The sequence below is a fragment of the Bradyrhizobium cytisi genome, assembly GCF_008123515.1.
GTDB lineage: Bacteria > Pseudomonadota > Alphaproteobacteria > Rhizobiales > Xanthobacteraceae > Bradyrhizobium > Bradyrhizobium cytisi.
Map to the genome: position 1 here is coordinate 176,112 of NZ_VSSR01000042.1, position 24,936 is coordinate 201,047.

At 63.2% G+C, this 24,936-nt stretch carries 25 protein-coding genes; 20 read left to right on the plus strand and 5 right to left on the minus strand.

The genetic code is table 11. From position 1 onward, the window contains the following. Positions 1 to 135: 135 nt before the first annotated feature. From FXB38_RS25270 to FXB38_RS25285, 4 genes are all read left to right on the plus strand, one after another. Positions 136 to 879 carry a sulfite exporter TauE/SafE family protein gene (locus tag FXB38_RS25270; protein WP_148753651.1) on the plus strand — a complete coding sequence of 248 codons (744 nt, stop codon included), beginning with the start codon at positions 136 to 138 and terminating at the stop codon, positions 877 to 879. Between the two features lie 14 nt (positions 880 to 893). Further along, a complete protein-coding gene (locus tag FXB38_RS25275) occupies positions 894 to 1,790 on the plus strand; it encodes a YncE family protein (RefSeq protein ID WP_148753652.1) in 897 nt (298 codons plus the stop codon). Between the two features lie 157 nt (positions 1,791 to 1,947). Continuing rightward, positions 1,948 to 2,541, plus strand: a complete 594-nt coding sequence (locus FXB38_RS25280) for a hypothetical protein (RefSeq protein WP_246230113.1) — start codon at positions 1,948 to 1,950, stop codon at positions 2,539 to 2,541. 28 nt (positions 2,542 to 2,569) lie between these two features. After that, the gene (locus FXB38_RS25285) at positions 2,570 to 3,070 is read left to right on the plus strand and encodes a GlcG/HbpS family heme-binding protein (RefSeq protein WP_148753844.1); all 501 of its coding nucleotides are present in this window, start codon (positions 2,570 to 2,572) and stop codon (positions 3,068 to 3,070) included. Positions 3,071 to 3,109: 39 nt separating this feature from the next. Here FXB38_RS25285 and FXB38_RS25290 read toward each other — a convergent pair whose 3' ends face one another. Next, positions 3,110 to 3,736 (minus strand): LysR family transcriptional regulator, encoded by a 627-nt coding sequence (locus tag FXB38_RS25290; RefSeq protein ID WP_148753653.1) that lies wholly within the window; start codon positions 3,734 to 3,736, stop codon positions 3,110 to 3,112. A 129-nt stretch (positions 3,737 to 3,865) separates the two neighbouring features. Between FXB38_RS25290 and FXB38_RS25295 the strand changes: the two genes are divergently transcribed. Both FXB38_RS25295 and FXB38_RS25300 read left to right on the plus strand, forming a co-directional pair. Continuing rightward, positions 3,866 to 4,258 carry a RidA family protein gene (locus FXB38_RS25295; protein ID WP_148753654.1) on the plus strand — a complete coding sequence of 131 codons (393 nt, stop codon included), beginning with the start codon at positions 3,866 to 3,868 and terminating at the stop codon, positions 4,256 to 4,258. Positions 4,259 to 4,305: 47 nt separating this feature from the next. Beyond that, positions 4,306 to 4,995 (plus strand): L-2-amino-thiazoline-4-carboxylic acid hydrolase, encoded by a 690-nt coding sequence (locus FXB38_RS25300; RefSeq protein WP_148753655.1) that lies wholly within the window; start codon positions 4,306 to 4,308, stop codon positions 4,993 to 4,995. 277 nt (positions 4,996 to 5,272) lie between these two features. Here FXB38_RS25300 and FXB38_RS25305 read toward each other — a convergent pair whose 3' ends face one another. The 3 genes from FXB38_RS25305 to FXB38_RS25315 are packed head-to-tail and all read right to left on the minus strand — an operon-like array spanning position 5,273 to position 8,862. Then, on the minus strand, positions 5,273 to 6,301 hold the full coding sequence (locus FXB38_RS25305; protein ID WP_148753656.1) for an ABC transporter permease: 1,029 nt from the start codon (positions 6,299 to 6,301) through the stop codon (positions 5,273 to 5,275). 12 nt (positions 6,302 to 6,313) lie between these two features. Continuing rightward, positions 6,314 to 7,816: a sugar ABC transporter ATP-binding protein gene (locus FXB38_RS25310; RefSeq protein ID WP_148753657.1), complete on the minus strand. Its 1,503-nt coding sequence runs from the start codon at positions 7,814 to 7,816 to the stop codon at positions 6,314 to 6,316. A gap of 23 nt (positions 7,817 to 7,839) precedes the next feature. Next, a complete protein-coding gene (locus FXB38_RS25315; protein ID WP_148753658.1) occupies positions 7,840 to 8,862 on the minus strand; it encodes a sugar ABC transporter substrate-binding protein in 1,023 nt (340 codons plus the stop codon). A gap of 692 nt (positions 8,863 to 9,554) precedes the next feature. On the opposite strand from FXB38_RS25315, the gene FXB38_RS25325 reads away from it, so the two are divergent. From FXB38_RS25325 to FXB38_RS25380, 12 genes are all read left to right on the plus strand, one after another. Next, positions 9,555 to 9,938 carry a DUF2946 family protein gene (locus tag FXB38_RS25325; RefSeq protein ID WP_148753659.1) on the plus strand — a complete coding sequence of 128 codons (384 nt, stop codon included), beginning with the start codon at positions 9,555 to 9,557 and terminating at the stop codon, positions 9,936 to 9,938. A gap of 58 nt (positions 9,939 to 9,996) precedes the next feature. Beyond that, entirely contained in the window at positions 9,997 to 10,998 is a 1,002-nt protein-coding gene (locus tag FXB38_RS25330) for a hypothetical protein (RefSeq protein WP_148753660.1), read from the plus strand. Between the two features lie 62 nt (positions 10,999 to 11,060). Beyond that, positions 11,061 to 11,369, plus strand: a complete 309-nt coding sequence (locus tag FXB38_RS25335) for a copper resistance CopC family protein (protein WP_246230115.1) — start codon at positions 11,061 to 11,063, stop codon at positions 11,367 to 11,369. Between the two features lie 14 nt (positions 11,370 to 11,383). Continuing rightward, positions 11,384 to 12,316 carry a copper homeostasis membrane protein CopD gene (copD, locus tag FXB38_RS25340; RefSeq protein WP_148753662.1) on the plus strand — a complete coding sequence of 311 codons (933 nt, stop codon included), beginning with the start codon at positions 11,384 to 11,386 and terminating at the stop codon, positions 12,314 to 12,316. A gap of 104 nt (positions 12,317 to 12,420) precedes the next feature. Then, on the plus strand, positions 12,421 to 12,792 hold the full coding sequence (locus FXB38_RS25345; protein ID WP_187435131.1) for a DUF2946 family protein: 372 nt from the start codon (positions 12,421 to 12,423) through the stop codon (positions 12,790 to 12,792). 87 nt (positions 12,793 to 12,879) lie between these two features. Continuing rightward, the gene (locus tag FXB38_RS25350; protein WP_187435132.1) at positions 12,880 to 15,333 is read left to right on the plus strand and encodes a TonB-dependent receptor; all 2,454 of its coding nucleotides are present in this window, start codon (positions 12,880 to 12,882) and stop codon (positions 15,331 to 15,333) included. A 41-nt stretch (positions 15,334 to 15,374) separates the two neighbouring features. Next, positions 15,375 to 15,899, plus strand: a complete 525-nt coding sequence (locus tag FXB38_RS25355; RefSeq protein WP_148753664.1) for a copper chaperone PCu(A)C — start codon at positions 15,375 to 15,377, stop codon at positions 15,897 to 15,899. Positions 15,900 to 15,930: 31 nt separating this feature from the next. Further along, positions 15,931 to 16,449, plus strand: coding sequence for a YcnI family protein (locus FXB38_RS25360; protein ID WP_148753665.1), 519 nt, complete (start codon positions 15,931 to 15,933; stop codon positions 16,447 to 16,449). Continuing rightward, a complete protein-coding gene (locus tag FXB38_RS25365) occupies positions 16,449 to 18,011 on the plus strand; it encodes a copper resistance CopC/CopD family protein (protein ID WP_148753666.1) in 1,563 nt (520 codons plus the stop codon). Before FXB38_RS25360 ends, FXB38_RS25365 begins: the two co-directional genes overlap by 1 nt. 146 nt (positions 18,012 to 18,157) lie before the next feature. Beyond that, positions 18,158 to 19,477 carry a proline--tRNA ligase gene (gene proS, locus FXB38_RS25370; protein ID WP_148753667.1) on the plus strand — a complete coding sequence of 440 codons (1,320 nt, stop codon included), beginning with the start codon at positions 18,158 to 18,160 and terminating at the stop codon, positions 19,475 to 19,477. 73 nt (positions 19,478 to 19,550) lie between these two features. After that, on the plus strand, positions 19,551 to 20,831 hold the full coding sequence (locus FXB38_RS25375; RefSeq protein WP_148753668.1) for a lipoprotein-releasing ABC transporter permease subunit: 1,281 nt from the start codon (positions 19,551 to 19,553) through the stop codon (positions 20,829 to 20,831). Positions 20,832 to 20,838: 7 nt separating this feature from the next. Next, positions 20,839 to 21,540, plus strand: coding sequence for an ABC transporter ATP-binding protein (locus FXB38_RS25380; RefSeq protein WP_187435133.1), 702 nt, complete (start codon positions 20,839 to 20,841; stop codon positions 21,538 to 21,540). 127 nt (positions 21,541 to 21,667) lie between these two features. Here FXB38_RS25380 and FXB38_RS25385 read toward each other — a convergent pair whose 3' ends face one another. Next, the gene (locus FXB38_RS25385; protein ID WP_187435134.1) at positions 21,668 to 22,747 is read right to left on the minus strand and encodes a quinone oxidoreductase family protein; all 1,080 of its coding nucleotides are present in this window, start codon (positions 22,745 to 22,747) and stop codon (positions 21,668 to 21,670) included. A gap of 109 nt (positions 22,748 to 22,856) precedes the next feature. Between FXB38_RS25385 and FXB38_RS25390 the strand changes: the two genes are divergently transcribed. Both FXB38_RS25390 and FXB38_RS25395 read left to right on the plus strand, forming a co-directional pair. Beyond that, entirely contained in the window at positions 22,857 to 23,630 is a 774-nt protein-coding gene (locus tag FXB38_RS25390; RefSeq protein ID WP_148753671.1) for a helix-turn-helix transcriptional regulator, read from the plus strand. 301 nt (positions 23,631 to 23,931) lie between these two features. Continuing rightward, positions 23,932 to 24,921: a serine hydrolase domain-containing protein gene (locus tag FXB38_RS25395; protein WP_246230117.1), complete on the plus strand. Its 990-nt coding sequence runs from the start codon at positions 23,932 to 23,934 to the stop codon at positions 24,919 to 24,921. The last annotated feature ends 15 nt before the right edge of the window (positions 24,922 to 24,936 follow it).

The following is a 24,936-nucleotide window of genomic DNA, read 5'->3' on the forward strand; positions in this document are numbered from 1 at the left end:
TGGCGCGACAAGACGCTCTCACCTCGACGTTCGGGACTGGGGCTCGCGCTTGACGACGGGGCAGTCTGTCGTCGTCGTCCCAATAAGATGGAGGTCCATCCAAGTGCTCGCACCTCGCTAGGGGAGCACGACCTAATGGATGGGCTTGTCTTTGTTGTTTTTGCTCTTGCCGCCCTTGTGGGCGGCTTCGTCAGCGGCTTTTCGGGCTTCGCGATGGGGCTGGTCGTGTCCGGTGTCTGGTTGCACATCATCTCGCCGATGCAGACTGCTTCTCTGATCGCCGGCTACGGCCTGCTCACACAGGGCTACGGCATCTTCAAGCTGCGCAAGTCGCTGGATTTGCGCAGGGCGTGGCCCCTCGCGCTCGGGACCGTTATCGGGATTCCGATTGGAGTTGGGATTCTCTCGTATCTCAACCCGGCTTACCTTCGGCTCGGCGTCGGTGTGTTATTGATGGTCTACTCGATATACGGCCTCGCACGACCGGTGTTCGCTCCGATCAAGATCGGCACCCGAGCCGACATCGCCATCGGCATTTCGAATGGTCTGCTTGGCGGTTTGACGGGGCTGGGCGGCGTGATCTCCACGATCTCCTGCCAATGGCGGGGCTGGCCCAAGGATGTGCAACGGGCCGTGTTCCAGCCGGTGTTGTTCGTGGCCTTCGTCGTGATCTCGCTCTCTCAAATCGCCGCCGGAACCATCACGAAAGACACGGCGAAGCTGTACGCATTGGGCGTCCCTTTCATGGTCGTCGGCCTGTGGTCTGGCTTCCGGCTGTTCGGAAAGATTGACGACGAGACCTTCCGCAAGACGGTGCTTGCGCTGCTGCTGTTCGCGGGAGTGTCGCTGATCGCATCGACGCTTCCTTCCCTTCGCTGATTGATGAGGACACCATGCCGCTGAAGACTGTTGGCACGATCGCCATCCCCAACGGACAGGACAGCGATTTCGATCACGCCGCCTTCGATCCGAAGACCCGTCGCGTTTTCATCGCGCATACGGCACATGGCTGCATTGAGGTGATCGATCACGATGCGCAGAAGCATATCGCAACTCTCCCTGGTTTTCCGGCCGTAGCCGGCGCGGTCGCCGACGACGGGGAGATACTCACGACCAACCGTGGCGCGGCGACGATCACGTGGATGGACGCTGCAACATACGAGATCAAGGGCGTGTTCCCGTCGGGGCAGCGTCCGAACGGCGCGGTCATTATCAAAAACAGGCAGATTGGCATTGCCGCCTGCATCGGCGACGCAAATCAAGGACCGACGCTTCAGCTCATTGATTTGAAGCAGATGACGCAGCGCAGCATTGAACTCCCGGGCAGGCCGCGCTGGTGCGTTACTGACGCCAATGGCGAGCGCGTGTTTCTCTGCATCCGCGAACCGTCGATGATCCTGTCGGCGCGGCTGCCTGATCTCGACGACATCGTTCATTGGCCGTTGCCGTCGGGCGGCGCGCACGGTCTCGATATCGATCACGTGCGCAACCGCCTTTACGCTGCCTGCGACGACGGTGATCTCGTGGAGATCGATAGCACATCCGGGAAGGTTACCAACGTCTGGCCGATTGCCGGGCCGCCTGACGTGACATTCTTCAATCCGGCGACCGGTCGCGTGCATGTGGCGATTGGGAACCCAGGCGTCATCGAGACGATCGATCCTCGGTCGGGCGATCGCATCACTACTGTGACGGGCGCCGGCGCGCATACGACCGCTCTGGTGGGACCGGATCGGCTCTACGTGATCTCGCCGAGCCACGGCGGCGTGCTGGTGCTCTCCGATGGGTGATAACTGGAGCGGCGGCATGTCGCAAACGACTTCGATGGCCCGAATCTCTATGGCAGGACGATTGATGATGTGCACCATCGCAGGCTTTCCGTCGCGATCTTCTTTACGCGCGAGGCTCGTGGCGACTGTGCTGATTTTTTCAGTGGGAGGAAACGCCGTGGCCGAGACCCTGAATTTTGACAATGCTCCTGTCGGAATGCCGCCCGAGGGATGGACCTTGACGATGACCGGCAAGGGAGAGCCGAAATGGACCGTCGAGGCCGAACCCTCCGCGCCAAGCAAGCCGAACGTTCTCAAGCAATCCGGACGAGCGACATTTCCGGTGGCGATCAGACGCGACACTGCCATCCGCAACGGCTTCGTTGAGGTCAAATTCAAGGCCGTCTCCGGGTCGGAAGATCGCGCCGCGGGCATCATCTGGCGGGCGAGGGATGCCGACAATTACTACGTCGTCCGGGCCAACGCGCTGGAGGACAATGTCGTGCTCTACAAGACGATCAAGGGCATTCGGACATCGCTGGGGATCGTCGGCCGCAAGGGCGGATACGGCGTCAGCGCACCCGTGACATCAGGGCAATGGCACGTGCTGCGTTGCGATTTCGCTGGAGGTCGATTCAAGGTGAGCTATGACGGAAAGCCAATATTCGAAGTGGAGGACGCCACCATCGTGGATGCCGGCATGATCGGCCTCTGGACCAAGGCGGATAGCGTGACCCTGTTCGACGATCTGACATATGGTGAGATCAAATAGAGGTTCGTCCACCTTGCCGGAGACCACCATGAATGTCAGATGTTTATCGGTCGCGACGGCCCTGCTGATCGCGTCGATCTGCCCAATGCGGGCGGAAGATGCGTTGGTCGCCTATAAGTCACTCACTCCGGAGCTGGCGCTCGATCTCGCGACCGCTGCGTTGGGCAGCTGCCGTGATCATGGTTACCAGGTTGCCGTCGCCGTTGTCGATCGCTTCGGCGTGACGCAAGTGATGTTGCGTGATCGCTTTGCAGGCGCCCATACGCTGTCAACGGCATCCGGCAAGGCCTGGACAGCTGCGTCGTTCAAGACCAGCACGACAGAGCTGAATGCGGTCAGCCAGCCGGGCATGATGCAGTCGGGCATTCGGAGTCTTCCCGGGGTGGTCATCATAGGAGGAGGACTGATCGTCGAGGCAGGCGGCGCTCTGGTCGGAGCGGTCGGCGTGTCCGGAGCGCCGGGCGGCGATGCGGATGAAGCCTGCGCGAGAGCCGGGATCGCAGCCATACGTGACAAGCTTGAGTTTTGAGAGCGGACGTGGAGATATCGGATCGAGGGTTCGTGCTTCTCAACTTCCGGCGCCGCCGACAAGACGAGGGCGCCGGTTTGCGAGCGGATTCGCAACCGGCAGGGCGCGCAACCATTCGCGAAAACTGACGATCTCAGGGCAATCCGCGGTGCCTTCAGGCGCAACCAGCCAATCGCCCAAGCCCGATCCCTCATCGACCCGCTCGCAGCGATAGCCCGGATGGTGGCCGAGACCGCGGGCGATCAGCAGATCGACCTTGCCCTCGACCAATTCGTGCAGGCCGGCCGGGTGCAGCACCCGCAAGCCGATCTCCGCATGCGCGCTGCGAAACCTCGCCAATTCGAGGCGGCGCAGGTCGAAGCTGCCATGGACTCCCAATTGCAGCAGCGCCGCGCCTGCCGGTTTCAATTGCAAGGTCGCCTCCGCGATGTGGCGAAAGCCTTCAGAGACCCCGGGCAGATAGGCCTGACCGGCCGCGGTGAGGATGAGCTGCTTATGCAGCCGATCGAACAGTTGCACGCCGAGACGGGCCTCCAGCGCTTTCACCTGCTGCCCCACGGCGGCGGGTGTCACGTGCAGCTCGTGCGCGGCAAGCTTGAAGCTGAGATGCCGGGCGGCGGCCTCAAAAGCGCGAAGCGCGTTGAGGGGTGGAAGGGTGTAGGTCATCGCGCACCAGTTTGACACCGACGGGCCGTGACCTTGCAATAGATTTTCTTGCGCTGAGCTGCAGGAATGATGCTTTGCGCGACGCCGATGCCGCCGGATACGGTCGACCCGCCATCAGGAGAAAAGCCCATGCCCCCAGCTCACATCGTCAGCCACAATCCCGCATCGGTCCATGCTCCTGCCGGCGGCTACAGCATGGGACTTGAATTGAAGCAGCACCGCCGCCTGCTGTTCATCAGCGGCCAGGTCCCTGAGCAATTCGACGGCACCGTGCCCGAGGGTTTCGAGGCGCAATGCGAGCAGGCCTGGCGCAACATTATCGAGGTGCTCGCCGCCGCCGGCCTTGGCGTCGAGCACCTGGTCAAGGTCACCACGTTCCTGACCGATCGCGATCAGGTCGTGACCAACCGCACCATTCGCGGCAGGGTGCTCGGGGAACACCAGCCCGCGCTGACGGTCGTGATCGTCGAGACCGTCGACAGCAAATGGCTGCTGGAGATCGAGGCGATCGCCGCCGACTGAAGCCGAGTTTGCTGATCGTGCAATGAGCTAATCCTATCAGGTGTCCAATGGCTGAGAACATCCATCCCTTCTACGGGACGCATCGCGACGCCATGGAGGCCGCCATGCGCCATCGACTCGACCTTGCCGATGCGATGTTGCGCGAACGCGCGCATCTCACCGGGATCGACGGGATCAGACGAGAGGTGATGGACGAATTCGAGATCGTGCTCACCCAGATGCCCTATGTCGGCGGTGCGGCAAGCCGCATGAGCGATTTCTTCATGCGTCTGATGGGTTTTATGGCCATTAGTCGGGTCCTGCGACGGCACGGCGTGCCGGTGCCCGTGATCGGCGAGATCGAGCGGGAGACCTACAAAGCGCAATTGCTCGCCGTGTCAGAAGCGGAACGTCTCGCCTCGGGGCGTCAATTCATGTCGCCGGAGAACCAGGCTCTGCTGCGCGAGCAGGCGGCAACAAGCGCGACTGAGAGCCATCAAAAGGATTTTCCGGAAGATTTCGTCTACGACTTCGTCGAGCCGGGTCCGGAAGACACCTTTGAATTCGGTATCAACTACAAGGCTTGCGGCTTCTGCAAACTCGCGGCGCGCCATGGCGACAAGGAAATCCTGCCGAACATCTGCGGGCTCGATTTCGTCGCCTACGCAGCGCGAGGCATTCGCCTGGAAAGAGCACAAACGCTAGCGGGCGGCGCGAGCCATTGCAATTTCCGCTTCTCGCGGCTGTCGTCGGACTAAATGGCTCTCCTGTCTCCACATCGTCATTGCGAGCGCAGCGAAGCAATCCAGAATCTTTCCGCGGCGGCAGTCTGGATTGCTTCGCTCCGCTCGCAATGACGGTGGTCGGGGCACGGTCCTGAGCCCATCGGCACACACCGCGATGATGACATCGTGCTCCTGTTTTGCCCGACGTGTCAAACGCCGTCGCGGCAGGCACTCAAACCGCTCCGCGCCAAATTCCCCAGAAATTTCTACTGTGCATGGGGTTGTTTTTGCGGCTTTGTTTTGGGGCGGTCTAGTCCGCCGCTTTTTCTCGTAGGCGCTGCGCATAGACGTTGATGATCAGCGCCGCCAGCAGGATCACGCCCCGGATCAGGATCTTCAGGAAGCTGTCGATGTTGACGTGGTCGAGGCCGTTATTGAGAACACCGAGGACGAAAAGCCCAACGATGGTGTTGCCGATGCCGCCGCGGCCGCCGAACAGGCTGGTGCCGCCGACCACGACGGCGGCGATGGAATCGAGCAAATAGGTGTCGAACTCGTTCTGCTGCGCGCTGCCGAAATGGGCGACGCCGAGCATGCCGCCGATGCCGGAGCAGACCGCGGAGATCACCATGACCGCGCCGAGGATGAGCTTGACGTTGAGGCCGGAATATTCGGCCGCCTCGCGATTGCCCCCGACCATGTAGATGTAGCGGCCAAAGCGCGTGTAGGTCAGCACCAGATGGCCGCCGAGCAGCATGATGGCCGCGACGATCACGATCCAGGGGATGCCGCCGATCGCGCCTGACCCGAGCGTCGTGATCAGGTCCGGCACCTTGTAGGCGATCTGGCCGCGCACCAGCAGCGCCGAGATGCCGGCCGCGATCTGCATCATGGCGAGCGTCATGATGAAGGAGGGGATGCCGATCACGGTCAGCCCCAGCGCGTTGACGAGACCAAGCGCCGCGCAGAGCAGGATCGCGAGCAGAATCGCGGCGGCGCCGGGAAGGGGGATGTTTGGAATGTTGACGTAGGATTCCTGCAGCGTGAAGTAGGCGACTGCGATGCCGGTGACGTTGGCGATGCCGGCGATCGACAGATCGATCTCGGCGCAGAGGATCACGAAGGTGAGACCGACGGCGATGATGCCGGTGACCGACACCTGCGTCAGGATGTTGCCGAGATTGTCGATGGTCGCAAAGGAGGGGCTGGCAAGCGCGAAGAAGCCGGACAGGAAGATCAGCGTCAGGAACGGCGCGATGTTGCGCATCTGCGAGCGCAGGAAGGGCACAAGGCCTCGTGCGCGCTGTCCCGTCGCTGGAGCCGTCTCACTGCTCACCATGGTGCTTCTCCGTCACGCCGCTTCCAGCAGGCGGTCCTTGCTGACCGGCTCGTTCCTGAATTCCCGCACCACGGCGCCGCGCTTGAGCACGAGGATGCGGTCGGCCAGCGACAGCACCGTCTCCGGCTCGGTCGACAGCACGATGATCGCGAGCCCCATGGCGCGGAGGTCGCGGACGATGTTGATGACGTCGTTCTTGGCGCCGACATCCATGCCGCGGGTCGGCTCGCACAGCACCAGCAGCTTGGGCGGATAGGTCAGCCATTTTGCCAGCGCGACCTTCTGCTGGTTGCCGCCCGAGAGCATGCCGAGATCGAGGCCGACCACCGGCGGCCTGATCTGCAATTGATCAATCTGGTGCTTCGCGATGTCGCGCTCCTGCGCCGGCTTGAGCAGCAGCGACGAGATGCGGTCCAGAATGCTGATCGAGATGTTCTTGTAGACCGGCTCCTGGTGAAACAGCATGGCGCGCCGGCTTTCGGGCACCAGCGCCACGCCGGCGCGCCGCGCCGCCGCCGTGCTGGTAAATCGCTTCGGCGTGCCGTCGACGGCGAGGGTGCCGGCGTCCGGCTTCAGCTTGCCGAACAGGATGCGGGACAATTCCTGCTGCCCGCAGCCCATGAAGCCGTAGATGCCGAGCACTTCGCCGGCGCGCGCCTCGAACGAGACGTCCTGAAGGCTGCGCGCCAGCGACAGCTTGTCGACCTTCAGCACGACCGAGCTGTCGCTCGGCCGCGGCAGCATCAAATCGTCAGTATAGCTGTGCTCGAGCGCTTCGCCACCGCGGCCGATCATGGCCTCGATCAGCGCGCCCTTGGAGGTCGCGGCGCTCGCGGTCTCGGCGACCTTCCGCCCGTTGCGGAACACGGTCACTGTGTCGGACACGCGAAGGATGTCCTCGATGAAATGCGAGATGAAGACGATGGCCGTGCCTTGCTCCCGCAGCCGCTTGAGCGTTACGAACAGTCGCTCGACCTCGGGTGGAGAGAGGGCGGAGGTCGGCTCGTCCAGGATGACGATGCGGGCACCGGAGAACAGCACGCGGGCGATCTCGATCAGCTGCTGCAGCCCGATCGGCAGGTCGCCAAGCCGCGACATCGGATCGACGTCGATGCCGAATCGAGCAAGCTGTTCGCCGGCCTCGCGCGCCATGCGCCGCCATTGCACCAGGCCAAGGCGGTTGGTCGGCTGGTTGCCGAGGAAGACGTTCTCCGCGACGGTGAGATCGGGCGCGACGGAGAGCTCCTGATGCACCATGGCGATGCCGGCCGCGTGCGCATCGCGCGCCGAGCGGAAGTGGGTCGCCTGGCCGTCGATCAGGACGCGGCCCGAGAACTCGGTGTGCACGCCGGCGATGATCTTCATCAGCGTGCTTTTTCCCGCGCCGTTCTCGCCGACGAGACCGTGAATCTCGCCGGGAAGAAGCGCGAAGTCGACACCACGAAGCGCTTCGACGCCGCCGAAGCTCTTCGTGATGCCCTGGAGTTCCAGGATGGGCTGTTGACCCTCAGGCATGCAAGATCAGATCTTGGAGGATTTCAGATCAGGAAGTGATCCTGCATCCACTGCATGCCGGCGGCATTGGCCTTGGTCACGACCGGACCGTCGGTGACGACGTTCTTGGGGATGCCCTGGCCGCTCTTCTCGCCACCGGCGACTGCCGCGACACCGGCGATGATCGCGCCGCCATGGATGCGGCAGGACGGATTGCGGACGGTCGCGAACATGCGGCCCTCGCTCACCGCCTGGATCGCCGGCGGCATGGCGTCGACGCCGCCGATCAGGATGTTGGTGCGGTTGTGCGCCTTCATGATGTTGGCGGCAGCGAGCGCCATGTCGTCATTGTGGAAGAACGCCGCGTCTATCTGCGGGTATTTGGTCAGATAGGTTTCCCAGAGCCGCGCGGTCTTGGAGACGTCCCAGTCGGCCGGCTGGGTGTCGAGCACCTCGATGCCAGGGAATTGCTTGACGACGTTGTTGAACCCCTTGGCGCGGCCTTGTGCGCCTGTATGTCCGAGCGCGCCTTGGGTCATGATGATCTTGCCCTTGCCGCCCATCGCGTTGCATAGCGCCTGCGTCACCGAGGCGCCCATGAACTCGTTGTCGGGGGCGAGGAAGGAATGGACGTTGATCTGGTCGAGCGGCGCAATCAGCGTGTCCATGTCGATCACCGGCGTGCCGGCGTCGATCATCTTCTGCACCGGCTGGGTGAGGGTGCCGATGCCGAAGGCCTGGATTGCGACGAAGTCCCATTTCTGCGAGGCCATGTTGTCGATCGCCGCGCGCTGTTTCACGGCGTCGAGCTGGCCATCGAACCAGGTGACCTCGACGTTGAACAGCTTGCCCCAGAATTCCGCGGCCTGCTTGCCCTGTGCGCACCACGTCGCCTGAAGGCCGGCGTTGGAGAATGCCGCCTTCAGCGGCTTCTCGGATCGTCCGACTTCGGCTGCCAATGCTGGATTTATGCCCATGCTGCCGAGGATCGCAGTTGCGGCGCCGGCGGTCGCAGCCGCCTGAAGAAGATCGCGCCTCGTCGTCGAGAAATCTTTCGTCCCGGACATCGCTCGCTCCCATATATTTTTGTCGGCGCGTCATTGATTGCGCGACCGATGTTGGAAAGTCTCTCACAATCGAAGAGCTCACGCCACCCAATCCGCTATCGCGCGGATTTCGCCCCAGTCTCGGGATGCTCGCGGAGCAGACGTTGATAGACCAGCGGCGTGAGATCCGGGCCGCGCGATGCCGCGATCTCAAAGCTCTGTTCGATTGGATGACGCGTTCATCGGCGTGTCGGCCGCTCAAGGCAAAAAAAGAGCGGGGCCCTAGCCCCGCTCAAAAATTGTGTCGACCCTATTATCCCCGATTCTAAGATTTGATCTTGATTGGCGGGGCGACGCTGCATTTTGCGCGCCAGGGGCTCCTCCCGAGACTTGGACCACCAGACTTTGACCTCGCGGCTAGCCTGAGCAAGAGGGATGCTAGATCAACTTTTCTCACTTGTCATCATTTTCGGCAACGATTGTTCAAAATTCGAGCAGTTGACGAAATGATCGGGTTATTTGACCCCATAAGTATATGACAAACATAAGAATTCTGTGGACGGACAGGCCGGCGCGGCTGCCTCAAATGCCGGACGTGGCCTCGGAGCGAGGCCGTCCGAGCACATTTTTCGAGAGATCTGCGCCACCCCAACAAGGCGGCCGAAGTGACCTCGACTCAGAGCGGGGGTGGTGTTTAGTTAGCGGACGAATGAATGGTTCGGCGGATGCGCGCTCGGCTGCAAAAATTCCTACCGGTTGTCCTGCTCGCTTTGGTGATGCAGGTGCTGGCGCCGATTGCCGCCTGTTGGGCGGCCGGCCAGGCCGTTGCCGATCCGCTTGGCACCGGCGTTATCTGCCACAGCGTCAGCGAGCAGGGTACTCCGAACGACCAGAACGCGCCGACCGCGCATGCCGGCGCCTGCGCGCTGTGCTGTCTGGCCCAGGCTAACGCATCGTTCGATTCGCCGCCGCACGCGGTGCTCTCCGTCCCCTTCCGCCACGCCGAGCGCGTGGTTTGGCATGAGGCGGATGCGGCCATCGTCGTGCTCCACGGCGGCTCCAATGCCCGGGCGCGCGCGCCACCTCAGTTGATCTGAAGTCTTGCGGCCTGCCGGCCGCCAATGCCTTCACACCTCAACGCCCGTGGAGAGTTTCATGTTTATCCGTCACGCCGGCGTAGCCCTGTCGGGTCTTGCTGTCGCGCTCACTCCGCTGAGTGGAAGTGCCCACGAAATCGTCGGCAACCGCTTCTTTCCGGCCACGCTAGGTATCGACGATCCAGGCGTAAACGACGAACTATCGCTACCCACGGTATCGAGCATCAAGACGGGTGACGATCCCCCGTTCCGGCAGCGCGACTTCTCGGCAGAGTTTTCCAAACGGATCACCGAGGCCTTTGCGATCTCGGTCGGTACAACCTATAGCGTGCTCAGCCCACCCGGTGGTCCGACGAGCACCGGCGCACACGGATTTCAAAATCTCGAAACCACGTTCAAGTACCGCATCTTCAGGGATCCCGCGCATGAATTCGTCATGTCGGTGGGGCTGAACGTTGAATGGGGTGGTACGGGCGCGGACAGCGTCGGAGCAGATCCGTTCAATACCTACACGCCAACCATTTATTTCGGCAAAGGTCTTGGCGATCTACCCGACACCTTGTCATGGCTTCGGCCGGTCGCGATCACCGGCCAGGTTGGCTATTCGATACCGGGCAGGAACTCGACTACGACCTTCGGCATCGACCCCGACACTGGGGATGTAATAGCCGATACCGAATTCCATCCGCGGGTGCTCAACTGGGGTGGGACTATCCAGTACAGCATGCCCTATCTGAAATCCGCGGTGATCGATCTTGGGCTGCCGGACTTCATTGATCATCTGATCCCGCTGGTTGAAGCGACATTGCAGACGCCGGTGGCGAATACCCTGACGTCGGGTACGATGACGACGGGCACTATCAACCCAGGAGTCATTTGGGTCGGGAGCACCTTTCAGGTAGGGGTCGAGGCGCTGATTCCGATCAATCGGCAAAGCGGGAGTCATGTCGGTGTGATCGGCCAGTTGCACCTCTATCTCGACGATATCGATCCGCGCGGGATCGGCAGGCCGATCTTCGGCGGTCCGGTCCAGTCCGCCAATCCCTTTGCAAGGAATTGATCATGCGACGTGCATCCCCAAATTGGATCATACCGTTGCTGGTCCTCTTCTTGGCTCCGCCGATGTCCGGCAAAGCGAGCGCCCACGCCTTTCTCGACCATGCGGAGCCGCGCGTCGGCAACAGGGTCGCGAGTGCTCCGCGCGAGGTGACGCTCTGGTTTACCCAGAAACTGGAGACAGCGTTCAGCTCGGTAACCGTCACAGGTCCCTCCGGGCAGCGCGTGGATGCCGGCAAGGCGCGCGTCAGCGGCAACCAGGTGTCGGTCTCGCTGAAATCAGGCGGCGCCGGTACCTACCACGTGAACTGGCGCGTGCTGTCCGTGGATACCCATACGACCGATGGGAGCTTCACCTTCCAGGTCGGTCCTTGAGGACTTGATCGCCGATGGACTGGTCAGCACCGGACGCGCCGATGGTGGCGACGCGCGCCGTACACTTCGCTGCGACCGCGATCACGGTCGGGGATGTCATCTTTCGGGTCGTCATCGCTGTGCCGGCCTTGCGCACGGAAGCGACCGCGGCTGCTTCGTTCGGGACGCCGACCCTGCGCGTCTCCTGCCTCGGCCTTGGCGTTGCCGTAATCTCAGGCGCGATCTGGCTGTTGCTTCAGGCCGCCTCGATGAGCGGGATGCCGCTCCACGATGCGTTGTCCGCGGACGTGCTGTCGACAGTGATCCACGAAACGCAGTTCGGGCAGCTGACAACTGTTCGAGCCGGCTTTGCGATCTGTCTGGCAACCTGCCTCGTCTATGATCGCGTGGCGATCGCGCAATGGCTTGGATTTGCGGCCGCACTCGGATTTGCGGCAAGCCTCGCCTGGAGCGGCCATGCCGGCTCGACCCTCGGCGAGGCAGGCTACGTGCATCTCACTGCGGATGCGCTGCACCTGATGGCGGCAGCAGCCTGGATCGGCGGCCTGGCATCGTTGATCCTGTTCCTGGATGCGGCCTATCGAAGCAAGGCGATCTCGCCGGTCCGCGACGTTGTGGGGCGATTTTCGATCATGGGCATGGTCAGCGTGGTAGCGCTCCTGCTCACGGGCCTCATCAACTCCTTCATCCTGGTCGGCTCGGTGCATGCGCTTATCGTCACTGAGTATGGACGGCTGTTGCTGCTCAAGCTTGGCCTGTTCGCGCTTATGCTGATAATTGCCCTGATCAACCGGTTGGTGTTGGTGCCGCGGCTTGCCCCGTCCGGCAATGGCGCGTTGCGTCGGCTCGCGTGCAACAGCGCCATCGAGCTTGCTCTCGGTCTTGCCGTTCTCACCATTGTCGGGATCCTTGGCACGATGCACCCCGCGATACACCTCGTAAACTGAAAGCGACAGCACATGAGCTTGATCTCGGTCAATCGAATCGAAAAAGCGATCTCGACTCCGCGGCCGGCGGTGTTTAGTTAGTAAGCGAACGAATGGTTCGGCGGATGCGCGCTCGGCTGCAAAAATTCCTACCGGTTGTCCTGCTCGCTTTGGTGATGCAGGTGCTGGCGCCGATTGCCGCCTGTTGGGCGGCCGGCCAGGCCGTTGCCGATCCGCTTGGCACCGGCGTTATCTGCCACAGCGTCAGCGAGCAGGGTACTCCGAACGACCAGAACGCGCCGACCGCGCATGCCGGCGCCTGCGCGCTGTGCTGTCTGGCGCAGGCTAACGCATCGTTCGATTCGCCGCCGCACGCGGTGCTCTCCGTCCCCTTCCGCCACGCCGAGCGCGTGGTGTGGCACGAGGCGGATGCGTCCGCTGTCGCTGCCCATAAGGGCTCAAGCGCCCAGGCGCGGGGACCTCCCCACTTTTCCTGACGACCCCTCGTGATCGCCGCGGTTGATCCGTTGGCGATTGATGCTGTCGAATGGCCGGAAGAGAAAGCCGGCGTCAGGAATCCCGAGATGTTACCTCGTCATGCCCGCTGCGGCGTGAGTGTCGTTGCCATTCAGGCTGCGCTGCTCGCCTCGTCGAGTGACGTTTTCGCCCAGAGCAGCCCAAAGGAGCTGCCCGCGGTGACCGTCGATGCACCCGCGGCGGTAAAACCCAAGCCGCGCAAGCCGGCGGTGCAAACCGCTGGCGCCAGGAGAAATTTGGCAAAGCCTGCGGTCGAGCGACCGACCTCGGTCGCGGCTGACCAGGGCGCGGGCGGCGTCCGGGCGTCGCTGGATCAGCCGGCGGCGGTAACCCGCTATCAACTGCCGCAGCGGTCCTTCAGCATCACGGCAAAGCAGGTCGACGAGACCATCAACCTCAAGGACCCCGAGGACGCCGTCAAATACATGCCGAGCCTGTTCGTGCGGAAGCGCAATGACGGTGACAATCAGGCAGTGCTCGCGACGCGAAGCTGGGGCCTGAACTCGAGTGCGCGGACGCTGATCTATTACGATGACCTCCTGATCTCGGCGCTGATCGGCAACAACAACTCCGGCGCCTCGCCGAAATGGAACTTGATCTCTCCCGAGGCGATCGGGCGGGTCGATTTCCTCAACGGTCCGTTCGCGGCCGCCTATCCCGGCAATTCCATCGGCGGTGTTCTGCTGATCACCTCGAAGATGCCGGAAAAGCCGTTTGCGGTGGCCAAGGAAACCGTCTCGGTGATGCCGTGGAATCAATACGGCACCAAAGACACCTATTTAACCAGCCAGACCAGCGCCGCCGCAGGCAATCGCGATGGCAAGCTGTCCTGGCTTGTCAGCGCGAACTATCTCGATAGCTACCAGCAGCCGCTGACATATACGACCAACGCCTCGTTCCCGGCCGGCACGACCGGTGGTTTTGCCGCACTCAACAAGACCGGTGGCGTTGCCAACGTCGTTGGCACCGGCACGCTGGCGCATTCGCAGCAGACTTCCGGCAATCTGCGGCTCGCCTACGACATCACGCCACTGGTGCAGGCGACGTATTCGCTCGGCATCTGGAACAATCACCAAACCTCCGATCCGCAGACCTATCTCAGATCGACCGCAACGGACTTGCCGACGTTCGGCAGCATCAGCAGCTTTGCGAGCAGCAAGTACACCTGGGATCAGCTCCATATGAGCAACGCCGTCTCGCTCAAAAGCGATACCAAGGGCGTATTCGATTTCGACCTTGCCGCGTCGAGCTACAATTATCTCCAGGATACCCTCATCAATCCCTTTACTGTGGTGCCGTCGCCGGGCCTTGGCTATTCGTTGAACGGCAAGGCGACGCGGATGGACGGCACCAACTGGCAGAACGCCGAAGCTAAGGGCATCTGGCGTCCGTTCGGAATCGATGGTCCGCACGAGATCAGCTTCGGCGCGCACGGCGACCGCTACCGGCTCGAGAACCCCGTTTATGCCTCGACCGTCTGGTTCAATGCGCCCTCAGCGGGCAACGGCCAGCTGTATTCGACCGGTGTCGGCGAGACGCGCACCGAAGCTCTCTGGGTACAGGATGCCTGGAAGATCACTCCGATCGTCAAGCTGACGCTCGGTGGACGGCTGGAGAGCTGGCAGGCGGTCGAGGGTTTCAATCTCAACACCACGACGACCAGCGCCGGTGTCGTCACGTCGGCAGTGCCGACGTGGCAGCCGGGCCTGTCCTCGACGAATTTCTCGCCGAAGGCGTCGTTGTCGTTCGATCCCAACAAGGACTGGAATGTTACTGCGAATTTCGGTGAAGCCTACCGCTATCCGACGGTGACCGAGCTCTACCAGAACATCAGCGTGGGCGGCGTCACCTATCTCGCCAATCCGCTGCTGTCACCAGAGCAGGACTTCACCGGCGAGCTCAATCTCGAGCGGCGCTGGGCCGATGGGCGGGTGCGGCTCACTGTGTTCGGCGAGCGGACCAACAATGCGCTGATTTCGCAATCGACTACGGTGACCGACGCGAGAGGGGCGCAGTCGGTGCAGACGGCGGTCAGCAACGTCGCGGCCGTTCGCATGCAGGGCGTCGAACTGTCGGCTAACAAGGACAATGTGGTGGTGAACGGCCTGCAAGTCTTCGGCAGCGTCACTTACGTCGATTCCAGAATCATCTCCGATCCGAACTGGAAGGGACCGACCAGTGTCGTCGGCAAGCGCGTACCTTTCGTGCCTGACTGGCGCGCCAAGTTCGGCGTGACCTATCGGCCGAACGACAGTTGGGCCTATACGGTTGCGGCGCGCTACAGCGGCAAGCAGTATTCGACGCTGGACAACTCGGATATCATCCCGCACGTCTACGGCGCCTTCGATAACTTTTTTGTTGTGGACTTGAAGATCCACTACAACGCGACGAAGAATTTCGCGTTCGACTTCGGCATCGATAATCTCTTCAACGCGCAATACTTCCTGTTCCATCCATTCCCGGGACGAACTTTCGTTCTCGCCGGCAAGTACACGTTCTGACGGGTGGTACCCCCTCAATGGCGACAAGAAAGGCAATCAACATGAACACACTCTCACGCATTTTCGCGCTCGCAGTGCTCTCGGCGGTCGTGATCGCGGTGCCGGTCCGCGCCGAGGACGTCAAGGCGGGCGATCTCGTCATCACCCAGGGCTGGAGCCGGGCGACCCCGAGCGGCGCGAAAGTCGCCGGCGGTTTCCTGACCATCGAGAACAAGGGCACGGCGCCCGACAAGCTCGTCAAAGTGACCGCCGAGATCGCGGGCAAGGCCGAGGTCCACGAAATGACGATGGACAATGGCGTGATGAAGATGCGCCCGCTCGACAAGGGGCTCGTTATCGGGCCGGGCAAGACCGTGAAGCTCGCCCCGGGCGGCTATCATCTGATGCTCCAAGAGCTCAAGGGCCCCTTCAAGGAGGGCGAGAAGGTGGCGGTGACGCTCGAATTCGAGAAGGCCGGTAAGGTCGCCGTCGCGCTCGACGTCCAGGGCGTCGGCGCGCAGGCGCCCGGCGGCGGCGGAAGCATGATGATGAAGAAAATGCCCGACCATTCGGGAATGAAAATGTGACGCGTGTGATCTAAACCCCGGGAGATCGAGCATGTCGAAGACACCCTGGCTGATCCTGATGGCTGCGCTCGCCGCATCGCCTGCGGCGGCACATGTCTATCTGGAAGGCAAGCAGGCCACGGTCGGTGCGTCCTATAAGGCCGTCTTCGCCGTGCCGCACGGCTGCTCCGGCTCGCCGACGGTCAAGATCCGCGTGCAGATCCCCGACGGAGTCATCGCGGTGAAGCCGATGCCGAAGGCTGGTTGGAACGTTGATGTCGTCGAGGGCCAGTATGCCAGTGCGTACGACTATCACGGCAACAAGCTGACCTCCGGCGTGAAGGAAGTGGTCTGGTCCGGCGGCAAGCTGCCGGACCACAATTACGACGAGTTCGTCGTCAGCAGCTTCCTCACCGACAGCCTGAAGCCCAACACCACGCTGTATTTTCCGGTGGTGCAGGAATGCGAGAAGGGTGTCAGCCGCTGGATCGAAATCCCGGCGGAAGAGGCAGGGCCATCGCATGAGGGCAAGTCGCCGGCGCCGGGCGTGAAACTCTTGCCAAAGCCGTAATGCGTCTTCTTGCTGCGCTCGCGACACTGCTCGTGCTGGTTGGCTATTCGACCGGCGCGTCGGCGCATGCGGCGCTGATCTCGGTCGAGCCGACGAGTGGCAGCCTCCTACAGAGCGCGCCGAAGGCGGTTGAGCTGCGCTTCAACGAGGCGGTGACACCCGGCGCGATCCAGCTGATCGACGGCGCGGGCAGGGCGCGCGATGATGCGCGCGTCACGACATCCGGCGAGAGCATTTCGGTTGCGATGCCGCCGGACCTGCCGCAGGGCACGGTGGTCGTGAGCTACCGGGTAATCTCGCAGGACGGCCATCCCGTCGCGGGATCCGTGATCTTCTCGATCGGTGCGCCCACCGCAACGAAGCCGCCCGCCAATGCGGATGGCCGGCTGAACGCGCTGATCTGGCTGTCGCGGATCGGTCTCTATCTCGGGCTGTTTGTCGGTGTCGGCGGCGTATTCTTTGCCCGCTGGATTTCGCGGTCAATGGCGGGGATGGGCGCGCCGCGCGCCGCGCTGCTTGTCGGTCTCCCAAGCGCAATTGTCTCGCTGGGCGTGTTGGGTCTCGATCTCCTTGGCCTGCCGCCGGCAGCACTCGTGACGGCGGCTCCCTGGACCGTCGCATTCGTCACCAGCGCCGGCCCAGCCTTGCTCGTCGCCATTGCGGCGATGCTGCTCGCGCTGATGGCGCTGGGCCGCGCGTGGCATGCGCGCGCTCTTGCGGCGGTCGCGTTCGCTGGCGTCGGCCTGTCGCTCGCCATGACCGGGCACGCCGCAACGGCGCCGCCGGAGGTGCCGACGCGGCCGGCGATCTTCTTCCATGGCCTTGCGGTTGCATTTTGGATCGGCGCGCTGGCGCCGCTAGCAGCGCTGCTGTCGAAGCCGACGCCGGCGGTGCTGCCGCTACTGAACCGCTTCTCGCGCATCGCCATGCCGGTGGTCGCCGCGCTGGCGTTGACCGGGCTCACGCTTGCAATCATCCAGCTCGAAAAGCCGTCAGCGCTGGTCGAGACGAGCTACGGACTCATTCTGTCAGTCAAATTGGCTCTGGTTTTATCCCTGCTTGGGCTCGCCGCGCTCAATCGCACTCGGCTGACGCCGGCGCTGGCGAAGGACCAAAGGGCCGCGCCCGCGCTCAGGCGCTCGATCCTGTTCGAATGCGGGGTCGCGCTCGGCATCTTTGCCGTCGTCGCCGGTTGGCGCTTCACGCCGCCGCCGCGGACCATCCTCCCGGAGACGCCGCTGGCGATCCACATCCATACCGACAAGGCGATGTTCCAGGTGCTGGTGTCCCCCGGCAAGGCCGGCGTGGACGATTTCGTGCTTCAGCTCATGACCGGCGAGGCGACGCCGCTGAAGGTCAAGGAGGCGACGCTGACGCTCAGCCTGCCCGAGCGCGGTATCGAGCCGATGGAACGCGACGCCGAGCTGGGACCAGACGGCTATTGGCACGTGCGCAAAGTCGAGCTGCCCTTCGCCGGCCGCTGGCATGTGCGGATCGATGCGCTGGTGACCGATTTCGAGAAAGTCACTCTCGAGGACGAGCTCGAGGTCGCGCCGCGTTAAGTCGGCAGGGTTCAACTCGAACCTGAAGTCGACGGAAAAATGACAGGAATTCCGCCGCGTTAGCGGCTTTTCCTCATTCCCGGTCTTGTGTTTTCGCTTCCAATCCGGTTTCACTGCGGGCCACCACTGATTCCCAGAGTCTTGCCATGCGGTTGTCGCGGTTCTTTCTGCCCATCCTGAAGGAAAATCCGAAAGAAGCGGAGATCGTCTCGCATCGGTTGATGCTGCGCGCCGGCATGATCCGCCAGGAGGCGGCCGGCATCTATGCCTGGCTGCCGTTGGGCTTCCGGGTGCTGAAGAAGATCGAACAGATCGTGCGGGAGGAGCAGGATCGCTCCGGCGCGCTGGAACTGTTGATGCCGACGCTCCAGCTCGCCGACCTCTGGCGCGAGAGCGGCCGCTACGACGCCTACGGCCCGGAGATGCTGCGCATCGCCGACCGCCACAAGCGCGAGCTGCTATACGGGCCGACCAACGAGGAAATGGTCACCGAGATTTTTCGCGCTTACGTGAAGTCCTACAAGAACCTGCCGCTGAATCTCTATCATATCCAATGGAAATTCCGCGACGAGCAGCGGCCGCGCTTCGGCGTGATGCGCGGCCGCGAGTTCCTGATGAAGGATGCCTATTCCTTCGACCTCAACGAGGCGGCGGCGCGTATCTCCTACAACAAGATGTTCGTCGCCTATTTGCGCACCTTTGCGCGGATGGGGCTGAAGGCGATCCCGATGCGCGCCGAAACCGGCCCGATCGGCGGCGACCTCAGCCACGAGTTCATCGTGCTCGCCGAAACCGGCGAATCCGGTGTTTTCATCAATCGCGACGTGCTGGACCTGCCGGTGCCGGGCGAGGACGTCGACTATGAGAGCGATCTGACCCCGATCATCAAGCAGTGGACCTCGGTCTATGCCGCGACGGAGGACGTTCACGATCCCGCGCGGTTCGAGCAGGAAGTGCCTGCGGACAAGCGCGTGAACACCCGCGGCATCGAGGTCGGCCAGATCTTCTACTTCGGCACCAAATATTCCGAACCGATGAAGGCGACGGTGGCGGGCCCGGACGGCGTGGACGTGCCGATCCATGGCGGCTCCTACGGCGTCGGCGTCTCGCGCCTGCTCGGTGCCATCATCGAGGCCTGCCATGACGATGCCGGCATCAAATGGCCGGAGGCGGTGGCCCCGTTCCGCGTCTCGATCCTCAATCTCAAGCAGGGCGATGCGGCGGTCGATACGGCCTGCGAGAAGCTCTATGCCGAGCTCCAGGCCAAGGGCGTCGATGTGCTCTATGACGACACCGACCAGCGCGCCGGCGCCAAATTCGCCGCCGCCGACCTGATCGGCATCCCCTGGCAGATCATGATCGGGCCGAAGGGGCTGGCTGACGGCAAGGTCGAGATCAAGAAGCGCAGTGACGGCTCCCGCGAGACGATGTCGCCAGCGGACGCGGTCGCCCGCCTAGTCGGCTGAATATTGTTCATCGCCTGATATCGCGGCCGCCAATCCGGCCACAATTGACCCCGAATCATGGGATTATCGAGCGATGGATGAGACCATGACTGAAACCGTTCAAACCGCGCCGTTCGCGCCCTTCGAGTGGATGCTGTCGGCGCGCTATTTGCGGGCGCGGCGCAAGGAGGGATTCATCTCGGTCATCGCCGGGTTCTCCTTCCTTGGCATCATGCTTGGCGTCGCCACGCTGATCATCGTGATGGCCGTCATGAACGGCTTCCGCAAAGAGCTGCTCGACAAGATCCTGGGGCTGAACGGCCATATCCTGGTCCAGCCGCTGGAATCGCCGCTGACCGACTGGAAGGACGTTGCCGAGCGCATCAGCCAGGTCCAGGGTATCCGGCTGGCTGCCCCCGTGGTCGACGGCCAGGCGCTGGCGTCCTCGCCCTGGAACGCCTCGGGCGTGCTGGTGCGCGGCATCCGCTCCGACGACCTGAATAACCTCACCTCGATCGCCAAGAACATCAAGCAGGGATCGCTCGAGGGGTTTGACGACGGCCAGGGCGTCGCAATCGGCCGGCGGCTCGCCGACCAGCTGTCGCTGCATGCCGGCGACAGCGTGACCTTGGTGGCGCCGAAGGGCGCGGTGACGCCGATGGGCACCACGCCGCGCATAAAACCGTACAAGATCGTCGCAGTGTTCGAGATCGGCATGTCCGAGTACGACCTCGGCTTCGTCTTCATGCCGCTCGCCGAGGCGCAGGCCTATTTCAACCGCAGCAGCGACGTCACCTCGATCGAGGTGTTCACCACCAATCCCGACAAGATCGATTCATTCCGCAAATCGGTGACGGAGGCCGCGGGCCGGCCGGTGTTCCTGGTCGACTGGCGCCAGCGCAACTCGACTTTCTTCAACGCGCTCCAGGTCGAGCGCAACGTGATGTTTCTGATCCTGACCATGATCGTGCTGGTCGCCGCTCTCAACATCGTCTCCGGCCTGATCATGCTGGTGAAGGACAAGGGCAGCGACATTGCGATCCTGCGCACGATGGGGGCCTCGCAAGGCTCGATCATGCGGATCTTCCTGATTACGGGCGCATCCATCGGCGTGGTCGGCACGCTGGTGGGGTTCTTCGTCGGGCTGGTGATCTGCCTCAACATCGAATCCATCCGGCAATTCCTGTCCTGGCTGACCAGCACCGAGCTGTTCTCGCCGGAACTCTACTTCCTGTCGAAGCTGCCCGCCGAGATCGACGTCGGCGAGACCACGGCCGTCGTCGTCATGGCGCTGACGCTGTCGTTCCTGGCGACGCTCTACCCGTCGTGGCGCGCCGCGCGCCTCGATCCGGTCGAAGCGCTGCGGTACGAGTGAGGGCCTGATGGAGCAGCAGGGGGCGGAAGATGTACCGGTCATCTATCTCCACGAGATAAGACGGCAGTACCTGCAGGGCGAGGCGGCGCTGACGATTCTCGACAATGCCAAGCTCGCGCTGTGGGCGGGCCAGTCGGTCGCGCTGGTCGCGCCGTCGGGCTCGGGCAAGTCGACGCTGCTGCACATCGCGGGCCTGCTCGAAGCTCCCGATTCCGGCGAGGTCTATGTCAATGGCGCGCCGACCTCGCAACTGCCCGACATTGAGCGCACCCAGCTGCGCCGCACCGATATCGGCTTCGTCTACCAGTCGCACCGGCTGCTGCCGGAATTCTCGGCGCTGGAGAACGTGATGATGCCGCAGATGATCCGCGGCCTGAAGAAGTCCGAGAGCGTCAAGCGCGCCAAGGAGATCCTTGGCTATCTCGGCCTCGGCGACCGCATCACCCATCGTCCGGCGGAGCTGTCGGGCGGCGAGCAGCAGCGCGTCGCAATTGCGCGCGCCGTCGCCAACGCACCGCGGGTGCTGTTCGCGGACGAGCCGACCGGCAACCTCGATCCGCACACCGCCGACCACGTGTTCCAGGCCCTGATGCAGCTGGTCAAGGCAACCAAGGTCTCGATGCTGATCGCGACCCACAACATGGAGCTCGCCGGCCGCATGGACCGGCGCGTGTCGCTGGCCGACGGCCAGGTCGTCGAGCTCGAATAAAGCAAACGCGAAAACAACCCCATGCACAGTAGACGGCCGCTGCCGGCCACGATCGGGGTGACGTGTTCCAGTTGCTTGATTGATCAGGCAAACCCGCCGCAGCAGCGCATTGCCGCGGGCAGGCAATTTACGGCCTGATCACAGTCAATTTGAACGGTCCGCCATTGGCGGCGGCGTCGGCCACGGCCTCATTGACGTGGTCGAGGTCGAAATCCGTCGTCACATATTCGTCGAGCCGCAGCAGCCCGGCGCGCACCAACCCGATCAGACGCGTTGCCGCATCCGGCGGATACATCCAGACGCCATGAATGGAGATGCAGTTGCGCATGAGCCAGGGGTAGGGCAGCTCGAGGCCCGGACCGCCCGCCATGCCGACGCCGCCCATCAGCACGACGCGGCCATAGGCGCGCACCGTCATGACCGCCGCCCGCACCACGCGCGTGCTGACCGAGGGCGGCATGATGTCGAGCACGCAGTCGATCGGCCCGGGCGCGGCGCGCTTCATCGCCTCGCGGTCGTCGTCCTCGTTGCCGGTGAGCCTGACCGGCTTCACCCGCGCGCCGAAGCGGCGGACGAGGTCGGCCAGGATTTTCTCGTTGCGGCCGGGCGTCACCACGCAGGCCGCGCCCATCGCGAGCGCGACGGAGACGGCGGCGCTGCCGAAATTGCCGGTGGCCCCGCTCACCAGCACGGTCTCGCCTGCTTGCAGGTTTGCGGCAAGAAAGCCGCCATAGGGCACCAGCGCCGTTCCGAGCGCGCACCATTGCGAGGCTTCTTCCGACGTGATCGCGCCAAGGCGCTTCACGTTCTCGGTCGGCACCCGCATCTGCTCGGCATACGAGCCGTGGCGAAAATGCTGCTGCAGGCGCATGCCGCCGGGGCCGGCTGCCGTGAGTCCCTGCAGGGCAATATCGGGCGCCACGACATCGTCGCGCGACCGCACCGTCGGGTCGCAGAACACCCAGTCGCCAATGCTGAGCCTGGTTGCGTCCGGACCGATCGCGCGCACCCGGCCGATGCCGCCGGGGCCGGGGATGATCGGCAGCTCGAGCGCATAATTGCGCTCACCGCTGAAAACCTCGTTCATGTAGGACAGAACGCGCGTGGCGACGACGTCGACGATAACCTCGCCGGTGCCGAGCACCGGGTCCGGAGCAGTCTCGATCACCAGCGGCGATCCGAAGGATTTGAGTACGGCAGCTTTCATGATGTTCACCTCGAACTCGGGTGATATCCATATGCGGCGCCCTTGAAGGGATAGGAAGGCCTGGTATTATCCTAGTATTCCCAAAGCCCTCCATCCACGGGACCACGCCATGGCCGATCCACGCCGCGTCGAATTCGGCGATTTCCTCCGTTCCCGCCGCGAAAAGCTGTCGCCGAAGACGGTCGGTCTCCCCGCAGGTCAGCGGCGGCGCACCGCGGGGCTCCGCCGCGAAGAGGTCGCCCAGCTCGCCGGCATCGGGGTCGACTGGTACATCCGCCTCGAGCAGGGCCGCACCGTCAGCCCGTCGGTCACCACCGTCGATGCACTGGCGCGAGCACTGCGCCTCAGCAAGACCGAGCACGCGCACCTCAAGGACCTCGCGCGCGACGGCGCGAGGGGGGCATTCGCCCGCGAGATGGTGCCGCCGCCGATTCTGCGCCTGGTCGAGAGCCTGCCGCATCCGGCCTACATCACCGGACGACGCTGGGATGTGTTGGCCTGGAACGATGCCGCCGAGGAGATCTTTGCGTTCGGCCGCCTGCCGGAGCAGGATCGCAACACGCTGCTGCTGATGATGACCAACAAGCGCACGCGAAAGTCCTACGGTGCAGGCTGGGCCGACGTGGCCAAGCGCATGGTCGCGATGTTTCGCGCCACTCACGACGTCTGGGCCGGCGATCCCGCGTTTGCGGAATTGCTGACGCGGTTGCGCGAAGGCAGTCCCGAATTCGTCAAATGGTGGGGCGCGCACGAGGTGCATGGCACCTTGTCGGGCCGCAAGACCATGACCCATCCGACCAAGGGCGTGCTGCATTTCGAGCACACGAGCTTTCAGGCCAATGACGATCCCGCGCTGAAGCTCGTGATTTATACGCCGGTGTGAGGCCCAATGTCGCAAAGTGCCTGCAGGCAGCGAAGATCGCGCACCATCATTGCGGCCAACGCAAATTAATGTTACAATTCGTAGCATTGGCTCGCGGTGGAAAGCGAGGTCGGCGAGGGATCGGATGAGGCGTCGGCAATTCATTTCGCTTCTCGGCGGAGCTGCCTTGGCGCCAATCGCCGGGCCTCCGGTCTGCGCTGGCCCACCGGCCAATTGTGCCGCTCCGGCGAGGCGTGATGACGGCTGGTCTGTTCCGTCCGCCAATGGAGACAATGACGTCGACCAGGCCGCGCTGTGCAGGATGACCGATCGACTCGAAAGCTCCGGCTCTAACATCCATGCCGTGCTGGTCGCTCGCCACGGTCGACTGGCGTTCGAGCGATACTTCAAAGGATCTGATGAGGTCCCCAGTCGCATCTTCGGCGTCCGGGTCAGGGACATCAGCTTCGACGCCGATACACTGCATAATCTGAAATCGTGCTCAAAGAGCGTCGCGTCGCTGGTCGTCGGGATCGCGATCGACCAGGGCCTCATCCGAAGCCTCGACGAACCGGTCTTCAGCTTCTTCCCCGAATTGTCCGACCTGCGGTCCCCGGACAAGGATCGCATTCTGCTCTCACACGTGCTCACCATGTCGATGGGCCTGAAGTGGGTGGAGGCAACTCCGGCGACAGGTGACGACAACGACGAAGTGCGCATGCATATGGCGCAGGATGCCTGTCGCTACGTCCTCGGCCTTCCCGTAACTGCACCGGCCGGGCAGGGGTTCTTCTACAACACAGGCGCGCTCACGCTGCTCTCGGCGATCGTCCGCAAGGCCACCGGCCGTCCGCTCGATGAATTTGCACGTGCGACGCTGTTCGATCCTCTCGGCATCACCGAATTCGAGTGGGGCCGATTCAAAGGCGACAGCGACGCCGGCGGGGGATTGCGCCTGCGACCGCGCGACATGGCTAAGATCGGCCAACTCGTCCTCGCGGGCGGTCGCTGGAACGATCGGCAAGTCGTTTCCAAGGCATGGATCGAGGCGTCGACAACAATGAAGCTCAAGGCGACCGACGGTCAGTCCTATGGATATTTATGGTGGCTGCGGAGCTCCCGGCTCAATGGGCGTGTTGTCCAATCGATCGCCGCGCAGGGCCGAGGTGGCCAGTCGATCCGCATCGTCCCGGAGCTCGATCTCGTCGTCGCGGTGACCGCGGGATACTATCAAGACTATAGCCCTGAAACTTTCAAATTGCAGTACGGCGTGTTCAGGGAGGTCTTGCAGGCGATCTCGCCTCCGGTGTAAGGCCCCGCGAACCGG

Coding starts and splice junctions, on each gene's coding strand:
- FXB38_RS25270 (WP_148753651.1), top strand. CDS start 136: ATGGATGGGCTTGTCTTTGTTGTTTTTGCTCTTGCCGCCCTTGTGGGC.
- FXB38_RS25275 (WP_148753652.1), top strand. CDS start 894: ATGCCGCTGAAGACTGTTGGCACGATCGCCATCCCCAACGGACAGGAC.
- FXB38_RS25285 (WP_148753844.1), top strand. CDS start 2,570: ATGAATGTCAGATGTTTATCGGTCGCGACGGCCCTGCTGATCGCGTCG.
- FXB38_RS25290 (WP_148753653.1), bottom strand. CDS start 3,736: ATGACCTACACCCTTCCACCCCTCAACGCGCTTCGCGCTTTTGAGGCC.
- FXB38_RS25295 (WP_148753654.1), top strand. CDS start 3,866: ATGCCCCCAGCTCACATCGTCAGCCACAATCCCGCATCGGTCCATGCT.
- FXB38_RS25300 (WP_148753655.1), top strand. CDS start 4,306: ATGGCTGAGAACATCCATCCCTTCTACGGGACGCATCGCGACGCCATG.
- FXB38_RS25305 (WP_148753656.1), bottom strand. CDS start 6,301: ATGGTGAGCAGTGAGACGGCTCCAGCGACGGGACAGCGCGCACGAGGC.
- FXB38_RS25310 (WP_148753657.1), bottom strand. CDS start 7,816: ATGCCTGAGGGTCAACAGCCCATCCTGGAACTCCAGGGCATCACGAAG.
- FXB38_RS25315 (WP_148753658.1), bottom strand. CDS start 8,862: ATGTCCGGGACGAAAGATTTCTCGACGACGAGGCGCGATCTTCTTCAG.
- FXB38_RS25325 (WP_148753659.1), top strand. CDS start 9,555: ATGGTTCGGCGGATGCGCGCTCGGCTGCAAAAATTCCTACCGGTTGTC.
- FXB38_RS25330 (WP_148753660.1), top strand. CDS start 9,997: ATGTTTATCCGTCACGCCGGCGTAGCCCTGTCGGGTCTTGCTGTCGCG.
- FXB38_RS25335 (WP_246230115.1), top strand. CDS start 11,061: ATGTCCGGCAAAGCGAGCGCCCACGCCTTTCTCGACCATGCGGAGCCG.
- copD (WP_148753662.1), top strand. CDS start 11,384: ATGGACTGGTCAGCACCGGACGCGCCGATGGTGGCGACGCGCGCCGTA.
- FXB38_RS25345 (WP_187435131.1), top strand. CDS start 12,421: ATGCGCGCTCGGCTGCAAAAATTCCTACCGGTTGTCCTGCTCGCTTTG.
- FXB38_RS25350 (WP_187435132.1), top strand. CDS start 12,880: ATGTTACCTCGTCATGCCCGCTGCGGCGTGAGTGTCGTTGCCATTCAG.
- FXB38_RS25355 (WP_148753664.1), top strand. CDS start 15,375: ATGAACACACTCTCACGCATTTTCGCGCTCGCAGTGCTCTCGGCGGTC.
- FXB38_RS25360 (WP_148753665.1), top strand. CDS start 15,931: ATGTCGAAGACACCCTGGCTGATCCTGATGGCTGCGCTCGCCGCATCG.
- FXB38_RS25365 (WP_148753666.1), top strand. CDS start 16,449: ATGCGTCTTCTTGCTGCGCTCGCGACACTGCTCGTGCTGGTTGGCTAT.
- proS (WP_148753667.1), top strand. CDS start 18,158: ATGCGGTTGTCGCGGTTCTTTCTGCCCATCCTGAAGGAAAATCCGAAA.
- FXB38_RS25375 (WP_148753668.1), top strand. CDS start 19,551: ATGGATGAGACCATGACTGAAACCGTTCAAACCGCGCCGTTCGCGCCC.
- FXB38_RS25380 (WP_187435133.1), top strand. CDS start 20,839: ATGGAGCAGCAGGGGGCGGAAGATGTACCGGTCATCTATCTCCACGAG.
- FXB38_RS25385 (WP_187435134.1), bottom strand. CDS start 22,747: ATGAAAGCTGCCGTACTCAAATCCTTCGGATCGCCGCTGGTGATCGAG.
- FXB38_RS25390 (WP_148753671.1), top strand. CDS start 22,857: ATGGCCGATCCACGCCGCGTCGAATTCGGCGATTTCCTCCGTTCCCGC.
- FXB38_RS25395 (WP_246230117.1), top strand. CDS start 23,932: ATGACCGATCGACTCGAAAGCTCCGGCTCTAACATCCATGCCGTGCTG.